The following is a 12,491-nucleotide window of genomic DNA, read 5'->3' on the forward strand; positions in this document are numbered from 1 at the left end:
CTATCAAAGGCTGCGCTTCGCAACATTTTCCAACCCCTGGATGACTTTCCTGTAGGAACGGTCCTTAACGGCTGATTCAGCCCTCCGGGCAGGTGTTTTGCGCCTAGCATTCGGCGTTCCACACTCCAAAGGAAGCAGCTCTATGCCATTCATAGTCAGGGAAGGTGATACGACCACCAGCGGCGGTCTTGTGTCGAACACCTCGTCACGCATGATTCTGGACGATCAACGGGTGGCACTCATGGGCGACCCGGTATGGTGCCCGGCGTGCGGCAGCGCAGGCTACATCGCCCAGGGCAATCCGACCTATGTCGATGGATTTGTGGCGGCTGCCACGCATGGCCACGAAGTGCGATGCGGTTGCCCGCCGGGCAGCAACCGCCTGATCGCTTCTCAGAACACATTCCAGGCCGACATGGATGCTGCCATCGACATTCCCGAGGACATGATCACCGAAGCGCGCCGGCGCGCCGACGCCCTGACACGGGAAATCAAGGATGTGCGTTGGTTTCCAGCAAGTGATGCAGGTCGACGAACTGCCTTGTCAGCTTGTGCCGCGGATCGAGATGGACCAGAGGCAGACAGGCCTCGTGAGACTCGCGCATCTTCACTGATGCATTGAGGTAGACCGGCAATACCGGGAGGCCTTCGGCAACCAGTTCATCGAGCATCTGCTGCGGCAGGCTCGCCCGAGGCTGGAACTGGTTGACGATGATGCCTTCCACTTGCAGGTTCTCGTTGTGGTCTTCCTTCAATTCCTCGATTTCCCGCAGCAGACCATAAAGCGCCTGTCGGGAAAAACTGTCGCAATCAAAAGGAATGAGGACGCGATCTGCCGCAATCAACGCCGACACCGCATAGAAATTAAGCGCTGGAGGCGTATCCAGGTAGATGCGTTCGTAGTCTTCGCCCAACTCATCCAGCAGTTTGCGAAGCTTGTTGATCTTGTGCTTGGCCTCAAGCTTTGGCTGCAGATCGGCAAGTTCTGCCGTGGCGGTTACGACATGCAGGTTATCGAACGGCGTCTCGTAGATGTCGACATGGTTCTTCTTGCCGAACGGCGCGGAAGACAGCGTCTGCTTGAAGAACTCGGCAATCCCCATCGGGATATCGTGGCCTGTGAGGCCGGTGAGGTAATGGGTGGAGTTGGCCTGGGCATCGAGGTCGATCAACAGGGTCCGATAGCCTTCATTGGCGCTGACTGCAGCCAGATTGCAGGCAATGCTCGATTTGCCGACTCCCCCCTTCTGATTGAATACCACACGGCGCATGCTTTGAATTCCTCGAGAGATTAAGAAACGACGTGACTGACCGATAAAGGCTGTACGCGTGGTCGAGTCTAGGCAATGCATACGACAACGGCGACCTTATCGGCAACCCTGTCGCAAAATACGACACATTTATGTCAGTTCAATGACTATCTGGATTGAGCGTCAATCATGCGTACGCATGAGTTACCTGAATGAGAATGAATGCTGTGTAAACCCTTTACTTGTAACAAATTTGCTAGTCGCGATTCCCACAAGGATAATGCGCGCATTCATTGAACTTACCGCCCAGACTGATGCCGTCCTGGTATCGAAGTAGCGAGAAACATGCCCGCAGGGGCGGGAAGAGAAGTTTTGATCACCTTCAACATTGCACGATGGCGCGCCTGGGCACCTGGCCTGGCGAGCGCAGACGAGTGGGAGCAATGGAGCCGCACCCCTACACGGTTGCAGGACAGCAACGAAGCACCGGATGTGTCTTTTCTGCCTGCGATGCAGCGCCGACGACTGGGCCGCATGGCGCGCATGGCATTCGCGGTCGGCTGGCCACTCAGCGACGGCCACGAGCGCATGCCGCTGGTATTCGTGTCCCGTCACGGCGAAACGCCCCGCACGTTCGACATCCTTCGCGATCTGGCCGCTGACGAGCCCATGTCGCCGACCCAGTTCAGCCTGTCGGTGCATAACGCCGTGATCGGTCTGTGGTCGATCCTGCGCGGTGAAACCAGCGAAATGACCGCGCTGGCGGCCGCCGGCGACGGACTTGAATACGGGGCATTCGAAGCTGCGGCCCTGCTGGCCGAGGGCGCACCGGCCGTGCTGCTGGTGGTAACCGAAGAACAGCCTCCGCACGCCTATGCCCGATGGATCGACGACGTGCCCTTCCCGTATGCCGTCGGCCTGCTGCTGACGCCGGGTAACGAGTGGCAATTGTCCCTGAATATCGACACGCAAGGCGCGCAACGCACGCAGTGGCCCCATGCCCTGAATCTGTTGCAAGCCCTGCACACCGACCAGTCCTCATGCCTGCATCCGTGGAACAACCGATTATGGAAGTGGCAACGCAACCATTGAAGAAAGGCCGGGACGCCTATTACTGGCGTCTGCTGGCCACCGGTTTCAGCTTTGCCCTCTTCGGGATAAGCGGGCTGTGTCTGCGCGTGTTCGTGTTTCCGGTCCTGAGTTGCTTTCCGGGGAGCGTCGCAGACCATCAGCGACGTGCCCGCCGGACCATCAGTCGGCTTTTCTGGCGGTTCATCAGGATCATGGCGCGTCTGGGCGTGCTGACCTATGAGGTCAAAGGCACCGAAAAGCTGGGGCGTCCCGGCCAGATGATCATTGCCAACCACCCGTCGCTGATTGATGTGGTGTTCCTGATCGGGCTGGTGCGGGACGCCAACTGCGTGGTCAAGCGCAGCCTGTGGGAGAACCCGTTCACGCGCGGGCCGGTGCGCTCCACGGGCTACATCAGCAACGACGGCAGCCTGGACATGCTCGATGCCGCTGTGGAACGCCTGCAAGGCGGCCAGACCCTGATCATCTTTCCCGAAGGCACGCGCACACAGCCCGACCAGCCGCCAGCCTTTCACCGTGGCGCCGCCGCCATTGCCCTGCGCGGCGCCAGCATGATCACGCCGGTGACTATCAAGGTCAGCCCGACCACCCTGACCAAGGCCGAGCCCTGGTACCGAATTCCGCATCGCCGTGTGCATTTCACCCTGCATGTGGGCGCCGATATAGACCCGACAGCCTTCAGCGTACTGGGCCCGCCGCCTTTGGCGTCCCGCAGGCTCAACGACTACCTGCATGACTACTTCATCAAGGAACTCGCCACAGATGAGCGATCTACACCTGGACATTAAAGTGCTGATCATCGACGCCCTGGGCCTCGAAGACATCACCCCGCAAGACATCGGCAATGACCAGACGCTCTTCGGCGAGGGCCTTGGACTGGATTCGGTCGACGCACTGGAGCTGGGCCTGGCCATCCAGAAGCGCTATGGCATCAAAATCGATGCCGACGCCAAGGACACCCGCAACCATTTCGCCAACGTCGACAGCCTTGTGGCGTTCGTCAGCGCCAGACAGCCGGTCTGAGGATTGAACATGCAAACCCGTGAAGACATCTTCCAAACCCTGCGCACGGCCATGGTCGAACTGTTCGAACTGGAACCTGAAAGGGTCGTCCCCGAGGCGAACCTCTATCAGGACCTGGAAATCGACAGCATCGACGCTGTTGACCTGATCGACCACATCAAGCGCAAGACCGGCAAAAAAATCGCGGCGGAAGAGTTCAAGTCCGTCAGAACCGTCAACGATGTGGTCGAGGCCGTCTACCGACTGGTCAGCACCGCCGAATGAAACGGCTGGTCGGTCTGATCCTGGTGCTGGCCGGTGTGCTGTACCCGTTCGCCGTCTATTGGGGAACCGAGCACTTCGCGCCCTGGCAATTCGCCCTGCTGCTGGGAAGCCTGTGGCTGGCGCGCATCGTCACCGGTGAGCGCAGGCCGGGCAGTCTGGCGATGGCGCTGGTGGCGCTGGGGTTCTGCGTGGTGCTCGGTCTGCTCGACAGCCATGTGATGCTGCGCTGGTACCCGGTGCTGGTCAGCCTGTTCATGCTGGGCCTGTTCGGTTCGAGCCTGATCTACGGCCCGCCAATCGTCGAACGCATGGCGCGTATCAACCGGCCTGAACTCTCTGAATCCGGTATTCGCTACACCCGGCGGGTCACTCAGGTGTGGTGTGTGTTCTTTCTGGGCAACGGCCTTGCTGCGGCGGCGCTGACGCTGTGGGCACCGCTGTCATGGTGGACGCTCTACACCGGCCTTGTTTCCTATGGACTGATGGGCCTGCTGTTCGCAGGCGAACTGATCGTCCGCCTGCGCGTCATGGGCGGCCCATGAAATGGATTGCATGAACTGGCTGAATCTTGAAAACCTGCTGCTCGACACCGCCACGGATCGACTGCTGACCACCCCTCCAGCGCTGACGCTCGCCCAATGGCGCGCGCAGGCATTGAGCGTTGCGGGCGGGCTTCAAGCCCGTGGCGTCCGGCAAGTGGCCGTGCACCTTGAAGATGCCGCCGAACTGGGCATCGCATTGTTCGGTGCCTGGCGCGCCGGGGTGAGCGTGCTGCTGCCTGCCGATCTGCAGGGCCAGACCCGCGAACGCTGGGCCGGTCAGGTCGATCTCTGGATCACCGACCAGCCAAGCGATACAGCGCTGAGTGACTTGCTCGGATCACCTCCGCCACCCGCAGCGCTTGATCTGGACCAGTGCCGCCTGAGCCTGTGCACCTCAGGCTCCAGTGGCGAGCCGAAGCTGATCGAGAAACGTCTGCGCCAACTGGCCAATGAAGTCACCGCTCTGGAGCAGCTCTGGGGCGCGGACTTGGGCCAGTCCTGCATGGTGGGCAGCGTGGCGACCCAGCACATCTACGGCCTGCTGTTCCGGTTGTTGTGGCCGCTGTGCGCGGGGCGTTCATTCGTGCGTCGTCAGTTGCCCTTCTCCGAAGACGTGCAGCGCGCCAGCCTCGAAAACGCGCCGTTCGCCTGGGTCGCCAGCCCGGCCCTGCTCAAGCGCATGGGCGACAACCTCGACTGGCCCCGCCTGAGCGGCGTAAGCCGGGTGTTCTCCTCGGGTGGTGTACTGCCGGGCGAAGCAGCGCAAAGCCTGCATGAGCGACTGGGGCAATGGCCGACGGAAATCTTCGGCAGCTCGGAAACCGGCGGCATTGCGTGGCGTCAGGGCGAACAGCGCTGGCAGCCCTTCGAAGGCGTTGAGCTGACTCGCGACGACGACGGCGCCTTGTGCGTCCGTTCGCCGTACCTGCCTGTTGGCCATGTCGAACACACGGCCGACGCTGTACACATCGACACCGACGGCCGTTTCGAACTGCTGGGCAGGCTGGACCGCATCGTCAAACTTGAGGAAAAACGTATCTCGCTGCCCCTGATCGAACAGGCGCTCGTCACCCATGAGTGGGTCCGCGAGGCGCGTCTGGGCGTGGTTCAGGAGAACCGTGCCTCACTCGGTGCGCTGGTCGTGCTGAGCGACAGTGGCCTGCTCGCACTCCGGACACAAGGCCGTCGTGCGCTGACCGAAGCGCTGCGCCAGCACCTGCGTCCGCATTGCGAAGCCCTGGCGCTGCCTCGTCGCTGGCGGCTGGTGCGGCAGATGCCGCTCAACGCTCAGGACAAACTGCCGCAGGCCGACGTTGAAGCAATGCTGATGGCCGAGCGCCCGAAACTTCCGGAGCTGCTGGATCAGAAAACCGTCGAAGACGAGTTGCAACTGAATCTGGTCGTTCCTCCCGATCTCGCGTACTTCAGCGGCCACTTTCCCAAGGCTCCCGTCCTGCCAGGCGTGGTGCAGGTGGAATGGGCCATGAAACTGAGCCAAAGCCTGCTGGACCTGCCTCCGCGCTTTGCGGGGCTGGAAGTGCTGAAGTTTCAGCAACTGGTGCGCCCAGGCGACTGGCTCACCCTGAACCTGCGCTTCGATGAGCAGCGCTCGAAACTGCATTTCGCCTTTCGCAACAGCGAAGGCGCGCCCTGCTCCAGTGGCCGGATCGTGCTGGAGGCTGCGCATGCATAAGCCCTGCGCCATCATTCCGGTGTTCGATCACGAGCTGGCCGTGCCCGACGTGGTCAGCGCCGTTCGTCAAGCCGGGCTGCCCTGCGTGCTGGTGGACGACGCCAGCAGCCCGGCCTGCGCGACGGTGTTACAGCAGCTTGCACAGGCCGAGCAGGTCTATCTGGTGCGCCTGCCGATCAATCAGGGCAAGGGCGGCGCCGTGATGGCCGGCTTTCGTGAAGCCGCACGGCTGGGTTTCAGCCATGCCTTGCAGGTCGATGCCGACGGTCAGCATGACCTGACGGATATTCCGCTGTTTCTGCAGCAGTCACGCGAGCACCCCGACGCGCTGATCTGCGGTTATCCACAGTACGACGAGAGTGTTCCCAAAGGACGCCTGTATGCGCGTTACCTGACCCACGTGTGGGTCTGGATCAACACCCTGTCGCTGCAGATTCGCGACTCGATGTGCGGCTTCAGGCTCTACCCGATGGCACCGGTCCTGAAGCTGATCGACAGCGCACAGATCGGCAGACGCATGGACTTCGATTCGGAAATCCTCGTACGCCTGTCATGGCGCAGGCAGCCCATGCGCTGGCTGCCGACCCGCGTTCATTACCCGCAGGACGGTCTGTCGCACTTCCGTCTGTTCCACGACAATGCGCTGATCTCGAAAATGCACGCCAAACTGTTCTTCGGCATGCTGGTCCGCCTGCCGGTCATTCTCTGGCAACGGTGGCGGGCATGAGCGTAAAACCCACATCGAAGCAGCATTGGGCCAACCATGAGGAGCGCGGCAGTTTTCTGCTGATGAAGCTCACCGCGTGGGGCGTCAAACTGCTCGGGCGTCGCCCGCTGACTCCGGTGCTGTATGGCATCGTGTTGTATTTCTTCCTGTTCGGCCGCCGCGCCCGGCACAGCATCCACGAGTATCAAGAGCGCCTGTCGCAGTGGAGCAACCGGCCCGAACTGCGCCCGACGCAACGCCGGGTGTTCGGCCAGTTCATGGCCTTCGCCGACGCGCTGCTCGACAAACTCGACGTGTGGAACGGCAGGCTCGGCATCGACCAGATCGAGATCATTGACCCAGCGCATCTGCGGCAGAACCTGCGCGGCTCGCGTGGCCAACTACTGGTCGGCGCGCACCTGGGCAACCTCGAAGTGTGTCGCGCCCTCGCCGAACTGGGCGAGAAGGTCACCATGAACGTATTGGTGCACACCAAGCACGCCGAACGTTTCAACCGTCTGCTGGGCGAAGCCGGGGCGACCAACCTGCGGCTGATCCAGGTCAGCGAGCTGGATCCGGCCATCATGCTGCAACTGAACCAGCGCATCGAAGAAGGTGAATGGCTGGCCATCGCTGGTGATCGTGTGCCGTTGCATGGCGGACGCAACGTGCGTGTCGATTTTCTCGGCCAGCCCGCCGCCTTCCCGCAAGGCCCTTGGCTGCTGGGCGGGCTGCTCAAATGCCCGGTCAACCTGTTCTTCTGCCTCAAGGGTCCGACCGGCTATCGCGTGATTCTCGAACCTTTTGCCGACACCATCGAATGGCGCCGCAGCGACCGCCCGCAGGTCATCGAACACTGGGCCACACGCTATGCCGAACGCCTCGGCCACTATTGCCTTGAAGCGCCACAGCAGTGGTTCAATTTCTACCCATTCTGGAAGTCCGATGACGAACCACGCTCCTGACACCATCACCTTCGGCGAACGGGCGCTGCGCATTGAAGACGTGCTGATGCTGGCCAACCGCCAGGCGCCCACCGTTTTGCAGAGCGATGAAGCGTTCCGCGAGCGCATTGCCAAAGGCGCACGGTTTCTGGATTCGCTGCTGGACAAGGAAGGCGTGATCTACGGCGTCACCACCGGCTATGGCGATTCTTGCGTTGTTGCCGTGCCGCTGGAACACGTCGAAGCGCTGCCACGTCACCTGTACACCTTTCATGGCTGCGGTCTGGGCAAGCTGCTCGACGCACAGGCGACCCGCGCCGTGCTCGCGGCGCGGCTGCAGTCGCTGTGTCAGGGCGTGTCCGGGGTGCGTGTCGAACTGCTGGAGCGCCTGCAGGCGTTCATCGATCAGGACGTGTTACCGCTGATCCCGGAAGAAGGCTCGGTCGGTGCCAGCGGTGATCTGACGCCGTTGTCCTATGTTGCCGCCACGCTCTCGGGCGAGCGCGAAGTCATGTTCCGTGGCGAACGCCGAGCGGCCAGCGACGTGCACCGCGAACTGGGCTGGACGCCGCTGGTGCTGCGGCCCAAGGAAGCGCTTGCCTTGATGAACGGTACGGCGGTGATGACCGGACTGGCCTGCCTCGCATTTGCGCGGGCCGATTATCTGCTGCAACTGGCGACCCGCATCACGGCAATGAACGTGGTGGCCCTGCAAGGCAACCCGGAGCACTTCGACGAGCGCCTGTTCGCCGCCAAGCCGCACCCGGGTCAGACCCAGGTCGCCGCATGGCTGCGCCAGGACCTGGCAATCGATGCACCGACCGCGCCGCTGCATCGCCTGCAGGATCGCTACTCATTGCGTTGCGCGCCCCATGTGCTGGGCGTGCTGGCCGACAGCCTGAACTGGTTGCGTTCGTTCATCGAGATCGAACTCAACAGCGCCAACGACAACCCGATCATCGACGCCGAAGCCGAACGCGTGCTGCACGGCGGGCACTTCTACGGCGGCCATATCGCCTTCGCCATGGACAGCCTGAAAACGCTGGTCGCCAACGTTGCCGACCTGCTGGACCGGCAACTGGCCCTGCTCGTAGACGAGCGCTACAGCCATGGCCTGCCGAGCAACCTGTCGGGCGCCAGCGCCGAGCGCGCAATGCTCAACCACGGGTTCAAGGCTGTGCAGATCGGCGCCAGCGCCTGGACCGCAGAAGCATTGAAAAACACGATGCCGGCCAGCGTGTTTTCGCGCTCCACCGAGTGCCACAATCAGGACAAGGTCAGCATGGGCACCATCGCCGCCCGCGACGCGATCCGGGTGCTGGAGCTGACCGAGCAGGTCGCCGCCGCCACGCTGATCGCCGCCAACCAGGGCGTCTGGCTGCGCGGCAAGTCCGCCGATGCACGCCCGCTGCCACCCGCGCTGGCCGCCATGCACGAACAACTGAGTCAGGACTTCGCCCCCGTCATCGAAGACCGGGCGCTGGAGGCGGAGCTGCGCCTGTGCCTGAAACACATCGCCAACCGACACTGGAGGCTGCATGCGCAGTAAGGGATTTCTGCAGGTCGACACCGAAATCGTCGTGCCGTTTTTTGACGTCGATATGATGAACATCGTCTGGCACGGGCATTACGTCAAATACCTGGAAGTGGCGCGTTGCGCGCTGCTCGACCACATCGGCCACAACTACATGCAGATGCTCGAATCCGGGTATGGTTGGCCGGTGATCGACGTCCAACTGCGTTACGTGCGCAGCGCCGTGTTCGGCCAGAAGCTGAACGTGCGTGCCGATCTGGTGGAATGGGAGAACCGGCTGAAGATCAACTACCTGATCACCGACGCGGTTACCGGCGAACGCCTGACCCGCGCCAGCACCGTTCAGGTCGCCGTCGACAGCCAGACTCACGAAATGCAACTGGCCTCGCCCAGGGTCTTCATCGATGCCGTAGAGAGAGCCTTGCCATGAGCCGTCCGCTTCGAGCGTTATGCGTATTGGGCCTGCTGTGCCTGTCGTCGCTGGCACACGCCTTCGACCTGCAACAGCTGAGCGATCAACTGGCCAGGCCTGCCGTGGTGCAAGGGCGTTTCATTCAGGAAAAACACCTGCGCGCCCTGCCGCAGCCGCTGATCAGCAAGGGCCGTTTCGTGCTGGCCAAGGACGCCGGGCTGCTGTGGCTGCTGGAAACCCCGCTGAAACAGGATTACCGCATCAACGCCAACGGCATTGCGCGCCGTGAAGCCGAAGGCAGCGCCAGCGTCTGGAAGCCGGTGCCCAACAAGAACGCCGGAGCCGAACAGAACCGTCTGTTCCTCGCCGTGCTGCAAGGTGACAGCAGCGGCCTGCAACGGGATTTCGAACTGCAACTCCAAGGCGACGCCAACGCCTGGCACCTGACGCTGACACCCCGCTCGCTGTTGCTGCAGCAGGTGTTCACGCAGATCAATATCAACGGCGGCGAACTGGTGCAACGCATCGAACTGCTGGAAACCCAGGGCGACAGCACGGTCCTGAAGATGATCGACAGCACCAGAGCCGCCGCGCTGACCGACGCGCAGCGCAATGACTTTGCGAACTGAGCGCCTGCTGCCACGCCTGTTCCTGATGATTCTGGCGGGCGTGCTGGCGCTGGCCGCCTGGCAATGGCGCGACCACTCGCCGCTGTCGGCCAACCTCATGGAGCTGGTGCCGGGCACTGACAACGACGCGCTGGTCAGCACGGCCGAGAAGCGCATTCAGGAACCGCTCAATCGCGAAATGCTGGTGCTGGTCGGTCATGCGGACCGTCAGCAAGCCATCACCCTCGCCCGCACACTGGCCGAGCAATGGCAGGCCAGCGGGCTGTTCGAAAAAGTACAGTGGACACTGCAGGCCGATCTGCCTGCCCTGCGCAGCCAACTGCTGCAAGGGCGAATCGCGATGCTGCCGGCGGCGGATCGGGCGCAACTGATCGACGACCCGCAGGGCTTTATCGATCAGCGGGTGCAAACCCTGTTCGACCCTTTTGCGGGCTTCAGCCTCGTGCCCAGCCAGGACGACTGGCTGGGCCTGACCGGGCGCATCCAGAACGGCCTGCCCCGCCAGGGATCGGTCGAACCGGATCTGGCCAGCGGCGCACTGATCGCCTCGGCAGACGGTAAAAGCTGGGTATTGCTGCGTACACGTACCGGCAACGATGCCTTCGACATGCACCTGCCCGGCCAGGTCGCGGACCTGCTCGCCACTGCCCGCCAGCAGGCGAGTCAGGCGGGAGGCCAACTGTTGGCGGCCAGCGGCTTGCTGTACGCAGCGGATGGCCAGAAACAGGCCAGCCGGGAAATCACCTGGGTCGGCGGCGGCGCAACCATCGGTATCCTGTTGCTGCTGTTGCTGGCGTTCAGAAGGTGGAGCGTGCTGCTGGCGTTTGTACCCGTCATCGTCGGCATGCTGTTTGGTGCGGTCGCCTGCGTAGCGATATTTGGCAGCATGCACGTCATGACGCTGGTGCTGGGCTCGAGCCTGATCGGCGTGGCAGTCGATTACCCGCTGCACTATCTGTCCAAAAGCTGGAGCCTCAAGCCCTGGCGTAGCTGGCCTGCCTTGCGCCTGACGTTGCCGGGGCTGAGCCTGAGCCTTGTCACCAGTTGCATCGGTTATCTGGCGCTGGCCTGGACGCCGTTCCCGGCGCTGACCCAGATTGCCGTGTTCTCGGCCGCCGGTCTCATCGGCGCATACCTGACAGCGGTATGCCTGTTGCCCGCGCTGCTCGGCAGGATCGAGATTCATCCCGCACAGTGGCCACTCAAGCTGGCGCAACAGATGCTCGATTGCCGCGCCGCCTTGCTGCAACGCGTCAGCACACCGATTCTGCTGGTGTTGCTGCTGGCTTTCTGCAGCGGCGGCCTGTGGCACCTGACCACCAAGAATGACATCCGTCAGTGGGTCGCGGCACCGCAGTCGTTGACCGACGAAGCCCAGGCCATCGCACGCATCACCGGATATCAGCCCACCAGTCAGTTCTTTCTGGTGCGCGGCAAGGATCAGCAGGAGTTGCTGGACCGCCAGACCGCGCTCACCCAGCGTCTCGATCAACTGGTGAACATGGACAAGCTGCAAGGCTACATGGCGATCAACCAGTTGCTGGACTCGCCTGCCGAACAACAGGCAACCCGCGCCGCCCTGGCGAAATTGCCGCAATACTGGCAGCCACTGGTGCAACTCGGTGTGCCTGAGGCGGCCTTGAAAGCCGAGCTCGCTCAACTGCTGGCACTGCCGACGCAAGACATCGATCTGGCGCTGCAAGGTCCGCTCGCCGAACCCTGGCGCACGCTCTGGCTGGGGACGAAGGAAGAAGGCGTGGCGACCATCGTGAGCCTGCGCGGCCTGAACAGCACGGCGTTGCTGCGCATGCAGGCGGGCGGGCTGGACGGCGTGCAACTGGTGGACCGGCTGGGCGAACTCAATCAGGTCTTCGCCAGCACTCAGGTCAGCGCCGCCGAACTGAAACTGGCCTCCTGCGTGTTGATCGTGCTGTTGCTGATCGTACCGTTCGGCTTCAACGGCGCACTGCGCATCGTCGCCCTGCCCCTGCTCGCCGCGTTGTGCAGCCTCGCCAGCCTGGGCTGGCTCGGCCAGCCGTTGACCCTGTTCAGCCTGTTCGGCCTGCTGCTGGTCACGGCAATCAGCGTCGATTACGCCATTCTGATGCGCGAACAGGTCGGCGGCGCTGCGGTGAGCCTGCTGGGCACACTGCTTGCCGCCGTCACCACCTGGCTGTCGTTCGGGCTGCTGGCGATTTCAGGCACCCCGGCGATCAGCAATTTCGGCCTGTCAGTGAGCCTGGGGCTGGCTTTCAGCTTCATGCTCGCGCCCTGGGCCAGCCCGCGCCAAAAGAAATCTGCTGGATCCCCGGAGCCACGCCCATGATGGTTCTGACGTTCTGGATAACGCTCGCGCGACTGCCCTCACGCGCCACTCCTTCAATCGAACCACCGAAAAGGAA

Annotated in this window: 13 protein-coding genes and 1 pseudogene; 13 read left to right on the forward strand and 1 reads right to left on the reverse strand. The window is 62.6% G+C overall.

Features of this window, described 5'->3' with window-relative positions; all coding sequences use genetic code 11:
• Positions 1-142: 142 nt before the first annotated feature.
• Positions 143-514: pseudogene (locus tag QRN20_RS26675) on the forward strand (PAAR domain-containing protein); the annotation flags it as partial.
• Here the strand turns inward: QRN20_RS26675 and QRN20_RS12015 are convergent.
• Positions 492-1,271 (reverse strand): ParA family protein, encoded by a 780-nt coding sequence (locus QRN20_RS12015; protein ID WP_029244349.1) that lies wholly within the window; start codon positions 1,269-1,271, stop codon positions 492-494. The pseudogene QRN20_RS26675 and the gene QRN20_RS12015 sit on opposite strands and share 23 nt — an antisense overlap.
• A gap of 351 nt (positions 1,272-1,622) precedes the next feature.
• On the opposite strand from QRN20_RS12015, the gene QRN20_RS12020 reads away from it, so the two are divergent.
• The 12 genes from QRN20_RS12020 to QRN20_RS12075 are packed head-to-tail and all read left to right on the forward strand — an operon-like array spanning position 1,623 to position 12,415.
• Positions 1,623-2,342: a beta-ketoacyl synthase chain length factor gene (locus tag QRN20_RS12020; RefSeq protein ID WP_029244348.1), complete on the forward strand. Its 720-nt coding sequence runs from the start codon at positions 1,623-1,625 to the stop codon at positions 2,340-2,342.
• Positions 2,318-3,130, forward strand: a complete 813-nt coding sequence (locus tag QRN20_RS12025) for a lysophospholipid acyltransferase family protein (protein ID WP_122413407.1) — start codon at positions 2,318-2,320, stop codon at positions 3,128-3,130. Before QRN20_RS12020 ends, QRN20_RS12025 begins: the two co-directional genes overlap by 25 nt.
• Positions 3,105-3,365 (forward strand): phosphopantetheine-binding protein, encoded by a 261-nt coding sequence (locus tag QRN20_RS12030; RefSeq protein WP_004880350.1) that lies wholly within the window; start codon positions 3,105-3,107, stop codon positions 3,363-3,365. The genes QRN20_RS12025 and QRN20_RS12030 overlap by 26 nt, the downstream gene beginning before the upstream one ends.
• 9 nt (positions 3,366-3,374) lie before the next feature.
• Entirely contained in the window at positions 3,375-3,629 is a 255-nt protein-coding gene (locus QRN20_RS12035; protein ID WP_025995330.1) for an acyl carrier protein, read from the forward strand.
• Entirely contained in the window at positions 3,626-4,171 is a 546-nt protein-coding gene (locus QRN20_RS12040; RefSeq protein ID WP_029244346.1) for a COG4648 family protein, read from the forward strand. The genes QRN20_RS12035 and QRN20_RS12040 overlap by 4 nt, the downstream gene beginning before the upstream one ends.
• Positions 4,172-4,181: 10 nt before the next feature.
• The gene (locus QRN20_RS12045; protein WP_029244345.1) at positions 4,182-5,864 is read left to right on the forward strand and encodes an acyl-CoA synthetase family protein; all 1,683 of its coding nucleotides are present in this window, start codon (positions 4,182-4,184) and stop codon (positions 5,862-5,864) included.
• The gene (locus QRN20_RS12050; protein WP_029244344.1) at positions 5,857-6,591 is read left to right on the forward strand and encodes a glycosyltransferase family 2 protein; all 735 of its coding nucleotides are present in this window, start codon (positions 5,857-5,859) and stop codon (positions 6,589-6,591) included. The genes QRN20_RS12045 and QRN20_RS12050 overlap by 8 nt, the downstream gene beginning before the upstream one ends.
• Positions 6,588-7,535 (forward strand): lysophospholipid acyltransferase family protein, encoded by a 948-nt coding sequence (locus tag QRN20_RS12055; RefSeq protein ID WP_122413408.1) that lies wholly within the window; start codon positions 6,588-6,590, stop codon positions 7,533-7,535. The genes QRN20_RS12050 and QRN20_RS12055 overlap by 4 nt, the downstream gene beginning before the upstream one ends.
• Entirely contained in the window at positions 7,516-9,063 is a 1,548-nt protein-coding gene (locus tag QRN20_RS12060; protein ID WP_122413409.1) for an HAL/PAL/TAL family ammonia-lyase, read from the forward strand. Before QRN20_RS12055 ends, QRN20_RS12060 begins: the two co-directional genes overlap by 20 nt.
• Entirely contained in the window at positions 9,053-9,478 is a 426-nt protein-coding gene (locus QRN20_RS12065; protein ID WP_069145248.1) for an acyl-CoA thioesterase, read from the forward strand. The genes QRN20_RS12060 and QRN20_RS12065 overlap by 11 nt, the downstream gene beginning before the upstream one ends.
• Positions 9,475-10,089 carry an outer membrane lipoprotein carrier protein LolA gene (locus QRN20_RS12070; protein WP_122413410.1) on the forward strand — a complete coding sequence of 205 codons (615 nt, stop codon included), beginning with the start codon at positions 9,475-9,477 and terminating at the stop codon, positions 10,087-10,089. The genes QRN20_RS12065 and QRN20_RS12070 overlap by 4 nt, the downstream gene beginning before the upstream one ends.
• Complete coding sequence (locus tag QRN20_RS12075) at positions 10,073-12,415, forward strand: MMPL family transporter (protein ID WP_122413411.1); 2,343 nt, start codon at positions 10,073-10,075, stop codon at positions 12,413-12,415. The genes QRN20_RS12070 and QRN20_RS12075 overlap by 17 nt, the downstream gene beginning before the upstream one ends.
• Positions 12,416-12,491: the final 76 nt, after the last annotated feature.

Source organism: Pseudomonas sp. fls2-241-TYG-175 (genome assembly GCF_030209155.1).
In the GTDB taxonomy this organism is placed as follows: Bacteria; Pseudomonadota; Gammaproteobacteria; order Pseudomonadales; family Pseudomonadaceae; genus Aquipseudomonas; species Aquipseudomonas viridiflava.